This is a genomic window from Rathayibacter iranicus NCPPB 2253 = VKM Ac-1602 (genome assembly GCF_003149025.1).
GTDB classification, from domain to species: Bacteria; Actinomycetota; Actinomycetes; order Actinomycetales; family Microbacteriaceae; genus Rathayibacter; species Rathayibacter iranicus.
Window position 1 is genome coordinate 55,577 of sequence record NZ_QGDV01000003.1, and the last position, 17,854, is coordinate 73,430.

Sequence of the window (17,854 nt, forward strand, 5' to 3'; positions counted from 1 at the left end):
ATCAGTGGCCCAGGCTTCTAGAACAACTCGTGCTTCTAGAACAACTCGTGCGGCGCGACGATTAACACCGCGACGAACGCGAGACCGATAAGCAGGCCGGCCGCCAGGAGGACTAGTCCGGTGCGCCGGGTCATGCGCTTGACGCGGGAGGCGCGCGATTCGGTGCGTTTCTTGCGAATGCGGATCGACGCGGGTCGCGCCGATTGGTCCGCGCCGGACGTGGCGTCCGCCTCGGCCTGTCCGCTCGCCTCGGTGGGTCGATCCGCGCCGTCCGGCGAAGCTGCGCCTGCCGCCGCCGTTGCAGCAGGTGACTTCGGCCATTCGGATGCCGGGCTGACAACTGGCCGTTCGGTCGCCGGTGCTGCCTCTTGCGTGTGCTGTTCGGGCTCAGAGAGCCGTTGGTCTGCGGGACGTGTCGACATTTCCGGCCTCCTTCACGCCGCGACTGCGCGGCGAGGCCACTTTAGGAGGTGAGGTGAGCCTGTCGTGGCTCTGGCGCGGGACGGGTGCTCGACGGCGGGCTGCGCACCGCACGAGCGTGTTGAACGCGGCTTCGCCCCAGTCCCGTTGCACGGCTGGAAGCACCCCGGCTGGGGCGTTCACAGCAGAGATTCTGATGCGGATCGTGCGCCGCTGGGGGCGGCACTCTCACGGCTTGCGTCGATCACGACCTGCAGTCGCGCGCCCGAGCGATGGTGGACGGCGAGGAACGCCGGCAGCGTGAGACGGGGCTGGATCGCCGCGATGGAAATGCCCTCGTAGACGTGCTCGGCTTCGTACGCAGCGAACACCGGTGTCCACATCGGAGTGGGATGCGCCACCAGCTCCGCGAACGTTGCCTCGATGGTGCTGAAGCGCATTCCCACCTCCACGCGAAGGCCGAGAGCAGCGAGCCCGCCGGAGAGGACATCGTGGAGGGCAGGATTCACGTCTTGCGAGACGAGAGCGGCGGGGGAGCGGGCGAGGTCGGCGAGCTGCACCGTCTCCTGCGCCGCGAGGGGATGATGCTCCGGGAGCGCGGCGACGAGTTCGTCGTCCCAGACGTGGTGCGCAATCAGCGAGCCGCGGACGCGCCCGCGAATGAACGCGGCGTCGAGATCACCGGCTTCGAGGAGGGCGGACCGCTCGCGGGGCGGCACGGAGACGGTCCGGACGGAGAGACCGGCATGTGCCAGCCGGCGCAGGATGAAGGCGAGCCTGCGCCCCATGCCAAGACCGATGCCGAGCCGGAGGACGCGACCTGGATGCTCGTGGGCGCGTGCTCTCTCGATGAAGCATTCGGCGTCGTGGAGGAGGGACCGACCGAGAGACACAAGTTGGCTCCCGGCCGAGGTAAGGGCAATCGCGCGATGGCTGCGGTCGAAGAGTTCAACGCCGATCAGCCGCTCGAGTTTTTTGACCTGCTCGCTGACAACCGACGGGGGAAGTCGTAGATGTGCGGCGGCGCGACCGAAGTGCAGTTCATCGGCGACGGTCACGAAGATCCTGACCTGGCGCAGTTCCAGCGGCATCGCGCACCTCTTTTTCTGATCGTTGAGCGCAAACCGTCCATCGAGCGCAGACCGTTCGGCTGCGACGTTAGCTCACTTCGCGAACTCGGTCTCGTTCGCGGCGCGATGCGCCTCCACGATGGTGACAGTCCACCGACCCACGAGAACGGAAGTTAGATCTATGAGTGTTGTAGCGATCATCGGAGACGGGAACGTCGGGGGTGCCCTCGCTGGCGCGGCGCGTCGAAGCGGTCACGATGTCCACCACGTCACGCGGAAGACGGAGCAGGCGGCGGCGGCGGGCACGCTGGCGGGCGCGGACCTGGTGGTTCTCGCCCTGCCCTATGAGGCTGCCCTCGAGATCGCGCCGGACCAGGTAGCGGCCCTCGCGGGGAAGATCGTCCTCGACGCCACCAATCCTCTTTCCCCGGACTTCAGCCGGCTTACGGTCGGCTTCAGCACGTCCGGCGGCGAGCAGATCGCGGCCCACCTTGGTCGGTCGAAGATCGTCAAAGCGCTGAATGCGGTGCTCGCTCCGAACCACGACCCCGCTGCCTTCGAGGCCGGCTCGCTCTTCGTGCCGGTGGCCGGAGACGATGACGAGGCCAAGTCCACGGCGATGCGCTTCCTCGTTTCCCTCGGGTTTGATGCGGTCGACGTTGGGCCGCTTGAGACCGCCCGCTATATCGAGCCGTTCACTGAGCTCCTGGTCCAGCTCGCATACTTCAAGGGCGAGGGGACCGCGATCGGCGTCTCCCTGCTTCGGGCCTGATAGCGGCGGCGACGAGCTACCGCGATGAACGCAGTCGATGACCAACCGGTCTCGCCGAGCATCGGCACCACGTCGGATGCCGAAGTCCCGCCCCGCGTGGCGCGGCTTCCCTCGCTCACTGCTGCGCGTTTCCCTGCCGCACTAGCGGTGTTCGTCTTCCACGCGGCGCTTCCTCAGGCAGCCTTCCTGGCCGGTTCGCCGCAGGTCGCGAGCGCTCTCTGGCGGATTTCGGAGCACCTCGGGGCGGCCGCGGTGTCCTTCTTCTTCGTTCTCAGCGGTTTCGTGATCACCTGGTCGGCGCGGCCCGGCGATCGAGCTGTGGACTTTTGGAGACGGCGCTTCGTCAAAATCCTCCCCGTCTACTGGGCCTGCGGGCTTATTGCGGTCCTGGTAACCCCGAGTGCGGCCCACCTCCTGCCCGGATTCCTCGTCATGGCACAGGCGTGGTCGACCGATCCCGCGGTCTACTTCGGCCTCGACGCGCCAGGCTGGTCGCTCTGCGCCGAGGCGCTCTTCTACGCGCTCTTCCCGCTCGCGATGCGAGCTCGCCTCGCGTCAGCTTCTCGCCGATTAGTCATCGTCATCGTGGCTCTGGCGCTGCTCGTCATTATCAGCACGGTGCTCCTCGCGCAGGTGCTGCCGGTCGGCGAGCCGATGGCGCACGACACGTCGCTGCGCAGCGTCCAGTACTGGACGCTGTACGTGTTCCCGGTGCTGAGGCTGCCGGAGTTCGTCCTGGGAGTGTGCGCGGCGGTGGCTGTGCGTGACGGCTGGTTTCGGCCCGGTTCTCCCGCTCTTCCCGCGATGGCACTCGTTCTCGCGTACGTCGTCGCGCTGTTCCTCCCGTCGCTCTGGTCACAGAAAGCGGTCGTCGTTCTCCCCTGTGCGTGGTTGATCGCTGCGTGGGCCACCCGCGACGCGTATGGCCCACGCATGACGGGATCGGAGTGGTCACGGCGCCTCGGAGAGTGGTCCTTCGCCTTCTACCTTGTCCACCAGCCCATGCTTGTCCTCTTCGCCCGCGCTAGCCGTTCCTCCGCCGTGGTCGAGTTGCTCCTCCTCTTTGCCGCCGCCCTCGCGTCGGTGGTGGCCGCTGCCGCCCTTCACTATGGGCTCGAGAGGCCGCTGATGCGGCGCTGGGGCTCACGGCAGCCAACCTGATCTTCCCTCTTGCCCCCGGGTGCGCCCTACACCCGGAATCCACCTCTACCCAGGGTCCTCCCTACACCCAGGACCCGCCCTCACTCAGAAGGAACCATGAATCCGACTCTCCCCCTTGCCCGTCCCGCCCTCGATCGCCGACACCCCGCCGCCGTCCCCACCGGCCTGATGCAGGTCGTCGAACTCACCGGCCCTGGCGATCTCCGCGCGGCCACTCGCCCGATCCCCTCGACTCCGGCCGACGGCGTTCTCCTGCGCACGCGTGCCGTCTCCGTCTGCTCCACCGACGTCTCCTTCTTCGAGGGGCATCTTTATCCCGATGCCTACCCTGTCGTGCTCGGCCACGAGTACGTCGGGGAGGTCGTCGATGTGGGGCCGGAGATCGCGAAGACAGAGACCGTGTCGATCGGAGATCGCGTCGTCTACTGGGGCCAGACCGACTTCGACGGGCTCGCCGAGTACCGGAGCTTGCGTCCCGTATTCGCTGGCGAACACAAGACCGACCAGTTCGCTGCCGAACGCTCCTTCGTCGACGATCGGCGTGCGGCAGCGGTCGTGGTCCCCTCCACACTGCCGGATATCGGCGCCTCGCTCATCGAGCCGACGACAGGGGCGCTCCGCTCGATTCTCGCGAACCCGCCGGTGATCGGCGACCGCGTCCTGATCCTGGGAGCAGGGCCGATCGGCATCATCGCCGGGAGCATCCTCCGGAAGATGTTTGCCGTCAGCGAGGTTGTGGTCCTCGACACGAACCTCGCGAGGAACGCGCACGCGGCGGTGATCTTCGCCGATCGGGCGATCACGCCCGCCGAACTCGCCGACATCCGCGCCGACCACTTTGATTACGTCTTCGACACCCTTCCGACCATCCGCATCGACGACGACGAGGTCGACCCTCGGCGTCAGGCCATGAGGCGCCTGCGACCGCAGGGACGCTATGTCCTCTACGGTGCGTCGCAGGAGATGCAGAAGTTCGATACCTGGCTCCTGCTGGCCAAGGGCATCAGGATTGTCTCGGCACCGTTCGACGTTCGCGTCTTCCCCATGCACCGCAGCGCCGCCGTCATCAGGGCAGCACTTGGGGCGATCACCTCCGGAGTGGTCGACATCGACTCGCTCGTCACTCGCGTCCACCCGTTCGCAGACGTCGAGGGGATGCGCGCGATCTTCGCCGACTACCGCACCACGACCGATCTGAAGATCGTCATCGACTTCTCCGGGTGACACCGCGCTAAAAAGCCCACCTCGCCGTCGGCGTCTCGCTGTTGACGAGACGTCTGGAATGCGTGGGCTGAGGAGAGTGGGGCCTTGGGCCCCTCTCCTGCGCGCAGTGGAGGCGCGGGGGAACGAAGACAGGGGAGGTGGTCAATGAGGATGCTCGCGCTGTCGAGCAGATCCATGTTGACCCGAACTCGAGGAGGATCGTGGTCTCGGCCGAGAACGTCGGTGAGACCGACGAGACGGCGGTGCCACGTCCTCTTCCCGTTCTCGGTCGACACCGAGCGCCTCTCCTGCCACGTTCTCCCTCAACTACCTCGAGCAGGTGCGGTGATCTCACCGGCCACCTCGCCCACCCTCCGGCTCAGGGCACCCGCCGCAGAATGACTGCGCAAGGACGAGTCGGAGGAGCGACAAGATGCGCTCTGGAGCGACCCGAGCAAGAACTTGAGCCGAGATGACTCAACTCTGCGGCAATCGACTTGACGTGACGGCCATGATGACTAAACTTGAGCGTGCGGGACTCAACCCCCGCAGAGGTTTCGATTCACCAGTCAGTCAATCGACCGGCTAGCCGCCTGCGCGGCGGTCGATCGCGAAGGAGAGCAACGCATATGTCCCGTGCCGTAGGCATCGACCTGGGAACCACCAACTCGGTCGTGGCCGTCCTCGAGGGTGGCGAGCCCACCGTCATCGCGAACGCCGAGGGCTTCCGCACCACTCCGTCTGTCGTTGCGTTCGCCAAGGATGGGGAGGTGCTTGTCGGCGAGACCGCGAAGCGCCAGGCCGTCACCAACGTCGACCGCACCATCGCCTCCGTCAAGCGCCACATGGGCACGGACTGGACATTCGGCGTGGAGGATAAGAAGTACACCCCGCAGGAGATCTCGGCCCGCATCCTGGGCAAGCTCAAGCGTGATGCTGAGCAGTACCTGGGCGACACGGTGACCGACGCGGTCATCACCGTTCCTGCGTACTTCAACGACGCCGAGCGCCAGGCCACGAAAGACGCCGGCGAGATCGCTGGCCTGAACGTCCTGCGCATCATCAACGAGCCGACCGCCGCCGCCCTCGCCTACGGGCTCGACAAGGGCAAGGAGGACGAACTCATCCTCGTCTTCGACCTCGGCGGCGGAACGTTCGACGTCTCCCTCCTCGAGGTGGGCAAGGACGACGACTTCTCCACCATCCAGGTCCGCGCGACCTCCGGCGACAACCGCCTCGGCGGTGACGACTGGGACCAGCGCGTCGTCGACCACCTGGTCAAGCGCTTCAAGGACTCGACCGGCGTCGACGTCTCCAAGGACAAGATCGCCCGCCAGCGTCTCAAGGAGGCCGCGGAGCAGGCGAAGAAGGAGCTCTCCTCGAGCACCTCGACCAGCATCCAGCTGCCCTACCTCTCGCTCACCGAGAACGGTCCCGCAAACCTCGACGAGACGCTGACGCGCGCGAAGTTCGAGGAGCTCACCAGCGACCTGATCGAGCGCACCCGCAAGCCGTTCACCGACGTCATCGCCGAGGCAGGCGTGAAGGTTGACGACATCGCGCACGTCGTGCTCGTTGGCGGGTCCACCCGGATGCCGGCCGTGGCCGAGCTGGTGAAGAAGCTCACCGGCGGCAAGGAGCCCAACAAAGGCGTCAACCCGGACGAGGTGGTCGCTGTCGGTGCCGCACTACAGGCAGGTGTCCTCAAGGGCGAGCGCAAGGACGTCCTCCTGATCGACGTGACCCCGCTCTCGCTGGGCATCGAGACCAAGGGTGGGATCATGACCAAGCTCATTGAGCGCAACACCGCGATCCCGACCAAGCGCTCCGAGACCTTCACCACCGCCGACGACAACCAGCCGTCCGTCGCGATCCAGGTCTTCCAGGGCGAGCGCGAGTTCACCCGCGACAACAAGAACCTGGGCACCTTCGAGCTGACCGGCATCGCGCCGGCCCCGCGCGGCATTCCGCAGGTCGAGGTCACGTTCGACATCGATGCCAACGGCATCGTGCACGTGTCGGCGAAGGACAAGGGCACCGGCAAGGAGCAGTCGATGACGATCACCGGCGGTTCGTCGCTGCCCAAGGACGACATCGACCGCATGGTCCGAGAAGCCGAGGAGCATGCCGCCGAGGACAAGGCACGCCGCGAGGCCGCCGAGATCCGCAATAACGCCGAGACCCTCGCGTACTCGGTCGACAAGCTGATCAAGGACAACGAGGACAAGCTGCCCGAGGACGTCAAGTCCGAGGTGCAGGGCGACGTCGACGCGCTGAAGACTGCGCTAGCAGGCGACGACGACGCAGCCGTCAAGACGGCGTTCGACGCGCTCAACGCCTCGCAGACCAAGATCGGCCAGGCGATTTACTCGCAGGACCAGGGTGCGCAGGGCACTCCTGCCGACGCTCCGGCCGGCGGGGAAAAGAAGAGCGATGAGGACATCGTCGACGCCGAGGTCATCGACGAGGACGAGCCGAAGGGCACCAAGTAGTCATGGCAGCCGAGAATGAGCCCCAGGACGTCCCCGAGGAGCAGCCGGCAGCCGGCGGCGACGAGGCGGGGGCCGAAGCGGCGCAGGATGCCCAGGATCAGGAGGGCCTCATTGAGGCTGAGGGGCCTGACGTCGAGACCACCCTCTCGGACGCCGATCTCTCGTTTCTCTCGGGTCAGTCCAGTGCCGAGGCCCTCGCAGCCGAGCACCTCGCCGACCTCCAGCGAGTTACGGCCGAGTACGCGAACTACCGCAAGCGCACCGAATCGAACCGTCAGGTCGACAAGGAGCGGGCCATCGGCGACGCCGTGAAGGTCATCCTCCCTGTGCTCGACGATCTCGACCGCGCCGAGAAGCACGGTGACCTCGCCGAAGGCGGGCCCTTCGTGGCCATCGCGCACAAGCTGCGCGGGGGAGTCGAGAAGCTGGGCCTGGTTAAGACGGGCGCGGTCGGCGACCTGTTCGACCCGAACATCCACGAGGCGATCTTCCAGCAGCCCACCCCCGGCGCCGAGACCTCCACGGTCGCGGACGTCGTCGAGTCTGGGTACTACCTCGGAGGCTCGCTGCTGCGGGCCGCCAAGGTGGTCGTCGCAGTCCCCGCCGACTAACCCGCTACCAGCACCACTGCGGAGGACCCCGCCCCGCTCGGCAACACGCCGCCGGGCCGAGGCGCGGTCCTCCGCCGCATTTGACACAGGAAGAGGCACATGGCCAGCCAGGATTGGTTCGACAAGGACTTCTACCAGGTCCTCGGCGTATCCAAGGACGTCTCCGCGGCGGACCTCAAGAAGGTCTACCGCAAGCTTGCCCGCCAGTTCCACCCCGACTCGAACCCGGGAGATGCGAAGGCCGAGGCGCGATTCAAGGAGATCAGCGAGGCGTACACCGTCCTCTCGGACGCCGACCAGCGCAAGGAATACGACCAGATCCGTGCAATGGGCGGCGGCGCTCGCTTTACTGCCGGTGGCCAGGCCGGAGGTTTCGACGACGTCTTCGGGGGAATGTTCGGCCAGGGCGGGCGTACCTCCTACAGCACCCAGCAGGGCCCGCCACCCGGCTTCGAGGACATTCTCGGCGGGGTGTTCGGTGGCGGCTCCCGGTTCGGCCAGCCCAGCGGTGGTTACCGCGGCTTCGGCGGTCCGCAGAAGGGCGCCGACGTCACCGCCAGCACCACCATCGACTTCCGCACGGCGACCCGGGGTGACACCGTGCAGCTGCAGACCGGTGACGGACGAACTCTCTCGGTGCGTATCCCGGCCGGAGTAGCCGACGACCAGAAGATCCGCGTTCGCGGCAAGGGCCGCCCGAGCCCAGACGGCGGCGAGCCCGGCGACCTCGTGCTGACCGTCTCCGTCCGCAAGCACCCCGTCTTTGAACGCGACGGGCTGAATCTCCGCGTCACGGTCCCGGTCACCTTCGTTGAAGCGGTCTTCGGCGCGACGATTGAGGTGCCGACCCTCGGCGGCGATCCGGTCAAGCTCCGAGTCGCCCCCGGGACGCCGAGCGGTCGGGTCCTGCGGGTCAAGGGCCGTGGAGTGACGACGTCGAAGGGCACCGGCGACCTGCTTGCAGTCCTCCAGGTCGCGGTTCCGAGCCATCTGTCCTCCGCCGCTCGTGAAGCACTCGCGGACTACGCGGCGGCCGAACCCGCCGAGGACCCGCGCGACGACCTTCTCGAGAAGGCTCGCTCGTAGCAGCGGAACATCGGCGCGGTAGGTCGGAGGGGTACAGGCATGGACGAGAACACGCCCGTCTTCGCGATCGCTGTCGCCGCCGATCTCGCAGGGATGCACCCGCAGACGCTCCGCCAGTACGACCGCCTCGGCCTGGTGCGCCCGACCCGTACGGCGGGCAGGTCGCGCCGCTACTCGATGCGCGACGTCGTGCAGTTGCGGGAGGTAGCGCGGCTCTCCTCCGAGGGAGTTTCCCTCGAAGGCATCGCGCGGATTCTTCAGCTTGAAAACCAGGTGCAGTCACTCTCGCAGCGGGTGCGCGAACTCGAGTCGGCGCTCGCGGATGAACTCCTCAACCGTCCAGGACGGCGGGTATTCGCCGCCGGGCTCGAGGGCGATGTGGTTACCCTCCGTCATGGGACACGAGCGCAGCGCCGCACCGAACTCGTCGTCTGGCGCCCGGTCCCGCGATCCAGCGCCACCGAGACCGAGTCGACGTGATCGAGGGCTACCCTGTCGGAGCGCCGGTGCACCGTCGCCGCGCCCGTTCCGAAGTCACGGAGCGGAGATAGGAGGACGACGTGGACCACGACAGCATTGACGAGCGGGAGCCGCACTCGGAGATCGATAGCGCGCAGGAGGGGAACCACGACGTTGATCCGCAGACCGACGTTGATCCGCAGACCGACGTTGATCCGCAGACTGATGTAGATCCGCAGACCGGCGCCAAGGATGCAACGGATGCCGAGCAGACGGTCGAAGCCCCCTCCGGGCGTATTCCTGCGGAGGTTTCCGAGGTACTCGAGACTGACGACTCCGCCGGGATCGACGAGACCGACAACACCGACGACATCGCGGAAGCCTCTGACATCGCGAAGAGCCGTGAGACCGCTGAGAACGACGAAGCTGCGGAGAACGCTGAGACTGGCGATGTCGTTGACGTCGCTGAGACTGGATCCACCGGCGGCTCCAGCGACGCTGCCCACTCGGCCGAGCCCGACGACCTGCCACACACCCCTGTCACGCCCGACAATGGCTACAGCCGCGAGTCCTACGCGATCCACGCGACGCGCAGCGAACTTCCACTCTTCAACGACGCGCTCAAGGGCGGTCGAAATGACCTCAGTTGGGTTTCGTCGCTCTCGAGCGTGCTTGGCGGATCGAACGGGCCTGTCGGTTCTGCGGAGGGGGCCGCCGCGGTGGCGCACGCCGCGATCGACCGCCGAAACGCCTCCGACGAGCAGGCCGACTCCGCCTCCTGAGCGGCCTGCGACCGGCCTTCGGACTGCTCGCTCCGCGGCCGTCAGTGGCGGGAAGGCGTCCGAATGAGTTGTGTGCTGCCTAGCGGGATGCCGCCGAGGCGCCCACCACTGAGGTAATGCAGTATCTCGGAGCCGAAGGGGACGGCGCGCGCCAGCGAGCCTCCGTCGACCCGCTCCTCGTCGGTGTAACCGAGCAGCATGTACAACCCGATGACAGCGATCGCGGCGATCGTGGCGACGCGCGCGGGAATCTGGTCCATCGTCCCGCCGCCGCCACCGTCGATGGGTTCGGCGACGGTGACAGTCATGAGGAAGATCGAGGCGTAGACCGCCAGGTGAACGTGTGCGCTTCGCCACGGCCGCGACAGAGCTGCGATCGGGAGAACCCACAGCGCGTACCACGGGTGGATCGCGGTCGACGCGGTGACGAAGGCCAACAGCGCGCCGGACAGCCGAGCGAGCGGATCTATCGCCCGCCGCGACAACATCAGCCACGCAGTAACGATTCCGGCGAGAGCAAGCGCGAGGAGTTTCACGAGGGCAATCGCTGCGGCCGGATCGTGTCCGGACATCTCGACGGCCGTAGAAGTAGCCACAGAGACAAACGACATCGGCGCGTACCAGTGCAGGATCGAGCCGGGGACGACCATCGCGCTGACCCAGCCGATCCCGACCCCCGCGATGAGTCCGACAGCGACAACGAGCCCGAGAGCGCCTGCACCCGTCCACATCCAGGCACGGATGCGCTCACGCAGCGTCGCGTCGTGGCGGAGCCAGAGCAGCGCCAGCACCGGCAGGGCGATGATGGCGATCGGCTTGATCGCGATCGCCCCCGCCATCAGCACAACCGCAGCGATCCGACGGTCGGTCTGTGCGTAGTAGATCGAAGCCAGGATGAGCGCCAGCATGACGGAGTCGTTGTGCCCCGCGACGATGAACAACACCAGCGTGAGCGGATTGGCCACCACGGTCCAGGCGGTCAGTGGGGTCGAGAGGCCGCGCAGACGGGCCAGACGGATTGCGTAGACGGCGAAGACGACGACTCCCGCGACGGAGACAGCTCGCAGCATTGCAATCGAGAGTTCGGGGGAGCTGAAGCCGGCGAGTTGCACGGCAGTGCGCTCGATGAGCAGATAGAGCGGGCCGTACGGAGTCGGCGTGTTGGCCCAGAGCGGATCGACGCCGAGGGCGAACCAGCCGGGCAGCGTCGACACTCCGTTCGTGTACGGGTTGATGCCCTGCGACATCAACCGTCCCTGCGCGACGTACGAGAACATGTCGTGGCTGAACAGCGGCACGGTCACGAGCAGTGGTGCTGCCCACGTGAGTGCCGCCGCGATGATCGTGCGCAGTGCACCCGGACCAGCGACGAGTGCGACCGTGCGCAGCCGCAACCAGGCGACCAGGAGCAGCAGTCCTCCGCCAATCACGAGTGCTGCGCTCAATTCGACCAGCCAGCCGGTCGCTCGGATCGACGCGATGAGCGACCAATCCCGGATCGGGGAGTCGTGCGGCAGATAGCCGACCCCGAGCGAACCGAACAGGATTGTCAGGGAGCCGAGAAGACCGGTGGCGAGTGGAGCAACCTCAATGAGGCGGAGGCGGACACCTCGTGTCCGCCCCGCTGTGCCGGTCATCGCCGACTGCTCGATCGTCCCCCGTGAAGCCATTCCTTCTACGCTAGGGGTTCCTGCTCGAAAGCGCATGGACGGGCGTTGAACGATTGATCAGCTGACGCGGAGGTGGCACGGGGTTTCGACCTTCGGGGCTCTCGAGGTGCAGAGCGTCGATCACGGCGCGGTGGGCTCTGGAGCAGGTTCGGCGAAGCGGAGCTGATTGCCGAACGGGTCGATCACGTTCAGAGTGAATCCGAACGGCGAGCGCGTGATGCGCGGATTCAGATAGGGGTAGGACTTGGCGTCGAGTTCCGCGTGGAGTTCGCGGACGCCGCGGAGGGCCACGTGCACGGCCGCGCCAGGACTGCCATCGCGGTGGTGCTCGCTGAGGTGCAGGCGCAGACCCGAGCGCGAGACCTGGAGGTAGAGCGGCGAATCCGGTGCTGTGCGGTGTTCCCAGTCGACCTCGAAGCCGAGGTAGTCGACGTAGAACTCACCCGCCTTCTCGACGGAGAAGATGCGCAGGATCGGCACTGCCGCCTCCAGCTGCACAGGTTCGAGACGTCCGGGCTCGTCGGACGCCGACCGGTACCTCGCGCGCCGTCTCGACTCCACGTCCTGAGGCTAGCGGCCCTGGCATCGCCGTGACACAGAGGGGCGTCAGTCGATGAGGCCGAGGGCGCGGAGCCGTTCCAGCGTTGCGACTCCAGCGGGTGGGCAGCGGTGGGCGTCGTCACCGTCGATCCAGTGCAGCGAGTCGATCTCGCCGCTCGGGCGTGGCTCCCTGTCGAGTTCGGCGGCGAACACCGTCATCCAGACTTCACGCCCCTCGGGCTCGCCGTGGGCCTGCGCGCGGATCGTGAACAGCTCCTCCAGACGGAGCGCCGACACGCCGAGCTCTTCCCGCGTTTCGCGGTCCGCCGCCTGAGCCGACGTCTCACCCGGATCAACCTTGCCGCCCGGGAGGTACAGCACATCGCGGCCGCGAGCGGTGACCATCAGCACCCGCCGATCGCGAAGGACGGCAACGGCGGAGACCACGATCGGCGGGAGGGGGAGCATCCGCTCATCATGCCCGCCACGGGCAGCTCGGTGCCGCGAGGCCGCGGCTAGCATGGGGGCACACCAGAAGGACGCGTGCAGCCGGCGCGCGCCGGGGCCCCGTGCGCCCGAACAGCTGAGGAGCAACCCGTGGCAGAAACCACCACCCTCGATAAAGTCATCACCCTCGCGCAGCACAGGGGATTCGTCTTCCCCTCGGGTGAGATCTACGGGGGCACCCGCTCCGCGTGGGACTATGGTCCGCTCGGCGTGGAGTTCAAGGAAAATATCAAGCGTCAGTGGTGGAAGACGTTTGTGCAGGGGCGCGGCGACGTCGTCGGCCTCGACTCAGCGGTCATCCTCCCCACGGCGATCTGGCACGCCTCCGGTCATGTCGGCGTTTTCTCGGATCCGCTGACCGAGTCCTTGATTACCCACAAGCGCTATCGCGCCGATCACCTCTTCGAGAAGTACGAGGAGGTCAACGGCCATCCGCCCGTCAACGGCCTCGATGACATCCCCGATCCCGAGCACCCGGACACGGTTGGGCAGTGGACTGAGATCAAGCAGTTCTCGGGATTGATGAAAACCTATTTGGGCGTGGTCGACGACGAGTCGGGACTGCATTACCTGCGGCCAGAAACCGCACAGGGCATCTTCACGAACTTCGCGAATGTGTTGCAGAGTGCGCGCCGCAAGCCGCCGTTCGGCATCGGCCAGATCGGCAAGGCGTTCCGCAACGAGATCACGCCCGGCAACTTCATCTTCCGCACGCGCGAATTCGAGCAGATGGAGCTCGAGTTCTTCGTCGAGCCCGGCACGGACGAGGAGTGGCAGGAGACCTGGATGCAGCTCGCCTGGGACTGGTTCGTCGGCCTCGGGATGAACCCCGAGAACATCCGCCAGTACGAGCACCCGAAAGACAAGCTGTCCCACTACTCCAAGCGCACCGTCGATATCGAGTACCGCTTCGACTTCGCCTCGGGCGAGTGGGGCGAGCTGATGGGGGTCGCGAACCGTACCGACTACGACCTCAAGACGCACATCGAGCACTCGGGTAAGGACCTCTCCTTCTTCGACCAGAACAAGAACGAGCGCTACGTGCCCTTCGTGATCGAGCCGTCGTTCGGCCTCACGCGAGCTCTGATGGCGTTTCTCGTCGACGCCTACGAGGAGCAGGAGCTGCCGCCGAACGCGAAGGGCAAGGTCGAGACGCGCACCGTGCTGCACCTCGACCCGCGCCTGGCGCCGGTGAAGGTCGCCGTCCTCCCGCTCTCGCGCAACGAGGCCCTTTCGCCGCTCGCCCGCCGCGTCGCAGACCAGCTGCGTCAGCTCTGGAACGTTGACTTCGACGACTCTGGAGCGATCGGCCGACGTTATCGCCGCCAGGACGAGATCGGGACGCCGTACTGCGTGACCGTGGACTTTGACTCGCTTGAGGACGACGCGGTGACGGTGCGCGATCGCGACACGATGAAGCAGGAGCGCATCCCGCTCACCAATCTGGAGTCGTACCTCCTCGTGGGGCTGCGCGGCGCCTGATCCGCCCCGCGAGATGCCACTTGTGACACTCTGCGTCGGGGCGTCGCGTACCGAAGAGGCATCTCGCGGGGTCGGCGGGCTCCGTCGGACGGCAGCGGCAGAGACTTACGCGGTCGCCGCGCCGGTGTCGGGGTGGGCGATCGAGGCCGGCTCGGCAAGCACCTTGATGCCGAAGAGAGCCTCGAGACCGGTGAGGTACGCCTCCTGAGCCCCGGCGCGCGCGTAGTCGCGGGCACGCACGCTCGGTGTGTGCAGCAGGACTCCCGCGAGGTGGCGGAGCGCCTGCTCCGTCCGGCCGTCCTCGTCGCCGCGCGAACGTGCGCGCTCGATCTCGGCGTCGAGCGCGTCGAATACGTGCGAGCGCAACGCCACGACGGCCGGGGTCAGGCTCTTCTCGTCGGCGACGTCCGAGAACTTGCGGACGGCCTTGTCGACGAGGGCCCGTGCGTGCTGGGAGGCGTCGAGGACTTCGAGTGGTGCGTGCAGGCTGATGGTCTCGAGGTCGAGTAGCTCGACGCCGGTGACCGAGGTGACGTCGGCGGCGACGTTGCGCGGCAGGCCGAGGTCGATGACGAGCTGGCGCTCGCGGGAGAAGCCCTGGAGGCGTCCAGCGGCGAGCAGTGCCGCGTCGAGCACCGGCTCCTGTGCCGTGGTGCAGGTGATGACGATGTCCGAGGAGACAGCTTCGAGCGCCAGGTCGTCGCCGTGAATCGGACGAAGGGAGCGTCGCGCAGCGAAGCCTTCCGCCCGACCGGACGGGGAGTGCACGGCGATATCGACCACTCCGCGGTCGCGAAGCGCGGCGACGGTCGCCCGGGCGTAGCTGCCGGTGCCGATGAGTAGCACGCGCGCCGCGCGCCAGTCCGTGACGCGGCTCGCGGCCAGGTCGAGTGCGAGGCGCACGATCGATCGGCCGGCGCTGCCGAGGCCGGTGCGGTTCTTAATCCCGCGCGAGGTCTGTGACGCGCGTTGGAACAGGCGCTCGAGCTCGGAGGACGTCGTGCCTAAGCGTCGCGCCTCCTCGAGCGAACGGCGGACCTGACCGGCGATTTCCCCCTCGCCGACGACGACAGACTCGAGGCCGCTGGACACGGCGAACAGGTGCTCGGCAACCCGGTCGCCCGAGACCACGTCGACGCTGCCGCGCAGCTCATCTTGCTCGACCCCGGTCGCGGCGCTGACGGCGGCGGTGGCCGCTTCGACGGCGACGGCCTGGGCGGCGGTCAACGGCTCGTCGATGTCGAGGTAGGCCTCGAAGCGGTTGCAGGTGGCGACGACGACCGCTCCGGAGACAAAATCGATGCCGTCCGAGAGCGCCGACGTAACGACCGCGGAGTCGACGGAAAGCTTCTCGAGGAGATCGAAGCTGGCGTTCTTGTGCGACGCCGTCAGACACAGAAGCACCACGTCAGTCTACGCGTGGTCTCAGGTGGCGAGGTCGTGAGCTGGGGAGGATGCACGGATGCGCCTGGACGACGACTGGACGTGGTGCGTTCCGTTCCCAGGGCCTCGGAACACGACCTGGAACCAGGAGGCTTATTCAGAGCAGATGATCCATCGTTTGGAAATGAACGCTGATCAGGGATTGTGTAGCGACCTGGCAGGGCTCTGAATAAGCCTCCAGGTGTCCTCGTGATGCGCCGATCGCTCAGCGGCGCCGGTCGGCGCTGTATGCTCCGACCGACGAGAGGTGGAGTCGTGAGTAGTGCGATCGATCGTGTCCAACGGAGTATCCCGGTTTCTCGAATCCATGCTCAAAATTTTCGGTCTTTCCGTGATGTGGACGTTCAGCTCGGACCCTTGACGGTCCTCGTGGGGCCGAATGGATCTGGAAAGTCCAATTTGTTGAAAGTATTGCAATTCATCTCGACTGCCGCTCGTTTCGATCTCGATGTCGCGCTGAGTCAGTGGGGTGGCTTCGATCATGTGCTCAGGCAGTCCACTCGCGCTCAAGCCCAAAGCGTTGAACTAGAGATTGAAGGTCAGGTGACGCGCCTTGCTAGCGAGAATGCCCCGGACCACTATCGTCTATTGGTGACACGCAAGAAAAATGGCGAGCTCACGCGTACCGAGGAATTGGCCTTCAAGCGGCTCGAAGGTCGCGGTCGGCGAATCAAGGTCCGCGATTCTGCCGTCACGATCGAGGCTGGAGAATTACAGACTCAACGAAATCTCGCGTCGCGAACGACAACCGGTCTCGGTGCCTTGGCACAATTCGCGCAGGACGAGGTCGGCCCGCAGCCGGCCGCCTATGTTCGTTTCCTGACCTCGATGCGTGTCCTCGAACCAGATGTGGCGGCAGCGCGCGAGCCGAGCCGATACTCTGAGGGGCGGCTCGCAGACGATGCGCATAACCTTGCTTCTGCGCTAGCAAACCTCCAGGCGGCATCCACTGACGCTTTTGCCGCCCTCGTTTCTGATCTCGCGGCATGTCTTCCTGGTCTTGAGCGAATTGAACTCGCACCCATTGGCGGCGCTGGGCGCGCCTTCGTTGTTCAATTGCACGAGCGCGGAGTGCGTCGGCCCATCGAACTCGCCGATGCCTCCTACGGAACGGTTCGGTTGCTTGCGCTCCTCGTCGCGCTCCACGAGCCCGACCCGCCTGCCTTCACGGCGATCGAAGAGCTCGACCACGGGCTGCATCCCTATGCGCTCGAGGTGTTGGTCGATCGTATGAGGGCCGCAAGCGCAAAGACTCAGATTCTCGCGGCTACTCATTCTCCCACTCTCGTTAATCGCCTCGAGCCGCACGAAGTTCTCATCGCGGAGCGCGATTACGAGACCGGAGAATCGATAATTCCTGCTCGCAACGCCGAGGAGATCGCTTCTGCCATTCGTTCGACCGTGGATGAGGATTCGGGCTCTTCGCGCGGAATCGGCGAACTCTGGTTTGCTGGTGCTCTCGGAGGAGTGCCGGCATGAGGAGTGCGAAGTCATCTAGTAAGCGAAAGCCTGTGGTCCTCGTTTTTGGCGAAAACCTCAACGACTCGGCCGCAATCTCGCATCTCGCATCTTTCTCGAATCCGAAACTCAAGGGCCGAGTTCGCGCTCGACCCAAGCCGGTGTCGTTGACCAAGGATGCGGGTCCGCCTGCGGTCACGAGGTGGCTAAAGGATCTCCTCGCTACAGTCGTTGCGACCGAGGCGGGTGGGCAGCCCGTCGCGGCAGTGCTCGTCCATCGCGACTCGGACGGCGTTGATCCTGACGGGAAAGTGGAAAAGGCCTTGCAGATGCAAATTCAAGAACTTCCCGGAGCGGTCGCGGTTGTTCCCGTTCAGGCAACGGAGTCCTGGTGGCTCCTCTACCCGACGGCCGTCGAATCGCTGAGCCCGCTCCGGTGGAAAGGTAGACTCTCTCGAAAGTCGCGGGAGGTCGATCTCATTCCTCATCCAAAAGATGAGCTGAAGCGTGCAACCCGTCCTTACGAGTACAGCGAGGCCGATTCTCGGAGGATTGCTGAACGGATTGCGAGTGGCGCTCACGAGCAATGTGGCACATCGGGGTCGTTCGCCCGCTTCCAAGCTAGGTCGAGGGAGATTGACCTCCGTCCCTGAGTCGTCGGCCGGCCCGCCCAGCGAGCGAGGTCGTGAGCTGGGGAG

Annotated in this window: 17 protein-coding genes and 1 pseudogene; 12 read left to right on the top strand and 6 right to left on the bottom strand. The window is 66.2% G+C overall.

Annotated features, from left to right (window positions below; genetic code table 11):
• Positions 1 to 35: 35 nt before the first annotated feature.
• Together B0H03_RS04425 and B0H03_RS04430 are read right to left on the bottom strand one after the other, a co-directional pair.
• Positions 36 to 422 carry a hypothetical protein gene (locus B0H03_RS04425; protein ID WP_104265422.1) on the bottom strand — a complete coding sequence of 129 codons (387 nt, stop codon included), beginning with the start codon at positions 420 to 422 and terminating at the stop codon, positions 36 to 38.
• A gap of 177 nt (positions 423 to 599) precedes the next feature.
• On the bottom strand, positions 600 to 1,511 hold the full coding sequence (locus B0H03_RS04430; RefSeq protein ID WP_104265421.1) for a LysR family transcriptional regulator: 912 nt from the start codon (positions 1,509 to 1,511) through the stop codon (positions 600 to 602).
• A 160-nt stretch (positions 1,512 to 1,671) separates the two neighbouring features.
• On the opposite strand from B0H03_RS04430, the gene B0H03_RS04435 reads away from it, so the two are divergent.
• The 9 genes and pseudogenes from B0H03_RS04435 (at position 1,672) to B0H03_RS04475 (ending at position 10,056) form a co-directional block, all read left to right on the top strand.
• Positions 1,672 to 2,262 (top strand): NADPH-dependent F420 reductase, encoded by a 591-nt coding sequence (locus B0H03_RS04435; RefSeq protein WP_160487228.1) that lies wholly within the window; start codon positions 1,672 to 1,674, stop codon positions 2,260 to 2,262.
• 24 nt (positions 2,263 to 2,286) lie between these two features.
• Positions 2,287 to 3,423, top strand: coding sequence for an acyltransferase family protein (locus tag B0H03_RS04440; protein WP_104265419.1), 1,137 nt, complete (start codon positions 2,287 to 2,289; stop codon positions 3,421 to 3,423).
• Between the two features lie 96 nt (positions 3,424 to 3,519).
• Entirely contained in the window at positions 3,520 to 4,647 is a 1,128-nt protein-coding gene (locus tag B0H03_RS04445; protein WP_202129870.1) for a zinc-dependent alcohol dehydrogenase, read from the top strand.
• Positions 4,648 to 4,742: 95 nt separating this feature from the next.
• A pseudogene (locus B0H03_RS17400) lies at positions 4,743 to 5,102 on the top strand (hypothetical protein); the annotation flags it as partial.
• 153 nt (positions 5,103 to 5,255) lie between these two features.
• Positions 5,256 to 7,118: a molecular chaperone DnaK gene (gene dnaK / locus B0H03_RS04455; protein WP_104265413.1), complete on the top strand. Its 1,863-nt coding sequence runs from the start codon at positions 5,256 to 5,258 to the stop codon at positions 7,116 to 7,118.
• Between the two features lie 2 nt (positions 7,119 to 7,120).
• Positions 7,121 to 7,729: a nucleotide exchange factor GrpE gene (locus B0H03_RS04460; protein WP_104265412.1), complete on the top strand. Its 609-nt coding sequence runs from the start codon at positions 7,121 to 7,123 to the stop codon at positions 7,727 to 7,729.
• Positions 7,730 to 7,828: 99 nt separating this feature from the next.
• Positions 7,829 to 8,815, top strand: a complete 987-nt coding sequence (locus B0H03_RS04465) for a DnaJ C-terminal domain-containing protein (RefSeq protein WP_104354358.1) — start codon at positions 7,829 to 7,831, stop codon at positions 8,813 to 8,815.
• Between the two features lie 39 nt (positions 8,816 to 8,854).
• The gene (locus B0H03_RS04470) at positions 8,855 to 9,295 is read left to right on the top strand and encodes a heat shock protein transcriptional repressor HspR (protein WP_104265410.1); all 441 of its coding nucleotides are present in this window, start codon (positions 8,855 to 8,857) and stop codon (positions 9,293 to 9,295) included.
• An 80-nt stretch (positions 9,296 to 9,375) separates the two neighbouring features.
• Entirely contained in the window at positions 9,376 to 10,056 is a 681-nt protein-coding gene (locus tag B0H03_RS04475) for a hypothetical protein (protein WP_104265409.1), read from the top strand.
• A gap of 41 nt (positions 10,057 to 10,097) precedes the next feature.
• On the opposite strand, the gene mptB is transcribed toward B0H03_RS04475, so the two are convergent.
• From mptB to B0H03_RS04490, 3 genes are all read right to left on the bottom strand, one after another.
• A complete protein-coding gene (gene mptB, locus B0H03_RS04480; protein WP_104265408.1) occupies positions 10,098 to 11,726 on the bottom strand; it encodes a polyprenol phosphomannose-dependent alpha 1,6 mannosyltransferase MptB in 1,629 nt (542 codons plus the stop codon).
• 120 nt (positions 11,727 to 11,846) lie between these two features.
• A complete protein-coding gene (locus B0H03_RS04485; protein WP_202129871.1) occupies positions 11,847 to 12,287 on the bottom strand; it encodes a glyoxalase superfamily protein in 441 nt (146 codons plus the stop codon).
• Positions 12,288 to 12,332: 45 nt separating this feature from the next.
• The gene (locus tag B0H03_RS04490; RefSeq protein ID WP_104265406.1) at positions 12,333 to 12,734 is read right to left on the bottom strand and encodes an NUDIX hydrolase; all 402 of its coding nucleotides are present in this window, start codon (positions 12,732 to 12,734) and stop codon (positions 12,333 to 12,335) included.
• Between the two features lie 129 nt (positions 12,735 to 12,863).
• Here B0H03_RS04490 and B0H03_RS04495 point away from each other — a divergent pair, with 129 nt between their 5' ends.
• Positions 12,864 to 14,255 carry a glycine--tRNA ligase gene (locus tag B0H03_RS04495; RefSeq protein ID WP_104265405.1) on the top strand — a complete coding sequence of 464 codons (1,392 nt, stop codon included), beginning with the start codon at positions 12,864 to 12,866 and terminating at the stop codon, positions 14,253 to 14,255.
• A 105-nt stretch (positions 14,256 to 14,360) separates the two neighbouring features.
• On the opposite strand, the gene B0H03_RS04500 is transcribed toward B0H03_RS04495, so the two are convergent.
• Positions 14,361 to 15,659 carry a glutamyl-tRNA reductase gene (locus B0H03_RS04500; protein WP_104265418.1) on the bottom strand — a complete coding sequence of 433 codons (1,299 nt, stop codon included), beginning with the start codon at positions 15,657 to 15,659 and terminating at the stop codon, positions 14,361 to 14,363.
• A gap of 294 nt (positions 15,660 to 15,953) precedes the next feature.
• On the opposite strand from B0H03_RS04500, the gene B0H03_RS04505 reads away from it, so the two are divergent.
• Positions 15,954 to 17,177 carry an AAA family ATPase gene (locus B0H03_RS04505; RefSeq protein ID WP_202129872.1) on the top strand — a complete coding sequence of 408 codons (1,224 nt, stop codon included), beginning with the start codon at positions 15,954 to 15,956 and terminating at the stop codon, positions 17,175 to 17,177.
• Positions 17,174 to 17,809 (top strand): hypothetical protein, encoded by a 636-nt coding sequence (locus B0H03_RS04510; protein ID WP_127843983.1) that lies wholly within the window; start codon positions 17,174 to 17,176, stop codon positions 17,807 to 17,809. Before B0H03_RS04505 ends, B0H03_RS04510 begins: the two co-directional genes overlap by 4 nt.
• The last annotated feature ends 45 nt before the right edge of the window (positions 17,810 to 17,854 follow it).

What these genes read in the sequence shown, in the direction of transcription:
- B0H03_RS04425 (WP_104265422.1), bottom strand. Translation starts at nt 422, where the DNA reads ATGTCGACACGTCCCGCAGACCAACGGCTCTCTGAGCCCGAACAGCAC.
- B0H03_RS04430 (WP_104265421.1), bottom strand. Translation starts at nt 1,511, where the DNA reads ATGCCGCTGGAACTGCGCCAGGTCAGGATCTTCGTGACCGTCGCCGAT.
- B0H03_RS04445 (WP_202129870.1), top strand. Translation starts at nt 3,520, where the DNA reads ATGAATCCGACTCTCCCCCTTGCCCGTCCCGCCCTCGATCGCCGACAC.
- dnaK (WP_104265413.1), top strand. Translation starts at nt 5,256, where the DNA reads ATGTCCCGTGCCGTAGGCATCGACCTGGGAACCACCAACTCGGTCGTG.
- B0H03_RS04465 (WP_104354358.1), top strand. Translation starts at nt 7,829, where the DNA reads ATGGCCAGCCAGGATTGGTTCGACAAGGACTTCTACCAGGTCCTCGGC.
- B0H03_RS04510 (WP_127843983.1), top strand. Translation starts at nt 17,174, where the DNA reads ATGAGGAGTGCGAAGTCATCTAGTAAGCGAAAGCCTGTGGTCCTCGTT.
- B0H03_RS04435 (WP_160487228.1), top strand. Translation starts at nt 1,672, where the DNA reads ATGAGTGTTGTAGCGATCATCGGAGACGGGAACGTCGGGGGTGCCCTC.
- B0H03_RS04460 (WP_104265412.1), top strand. Translation starts at nt 7,121, where the DNA reads ATGGCAGCCGAGAATGAGCCCCAGGACGTCCCCGAGGAGCAGCCGGCA.
- B0H03_RS04490 (WP_104265406.1), bottom strand. Translation starts at nt 12,734, where the DNA reads ATGCTCCCCCTCCCGCCGATCGTGGTCTCCGCCGTTGCCGTCCTTCGC.
- B0H03_RS04440 (WP_104265419.1), top strand. Translation starts at nt 2,287, where the DNA reads ATGAACGCAGTCGATGACCAACCGGTCTCGCCGAGCATCGGCACCACG.
- B0H03_RS04470 (WP_104265410.1), top strand. Translation starts at nt 8,855, where the DNA reads ATGGACGAGAACACGCCCGTCTTCGCGATCGCTGTCGCCGCCGATCTC.
- mptB (WP_104265408.1), bottom strand. Translation starts at nt 11,726, where the DNA reads ATGGCTTCACGGGGGACGATCGAGCAGTCGGCGATGACCGGCACAGCG.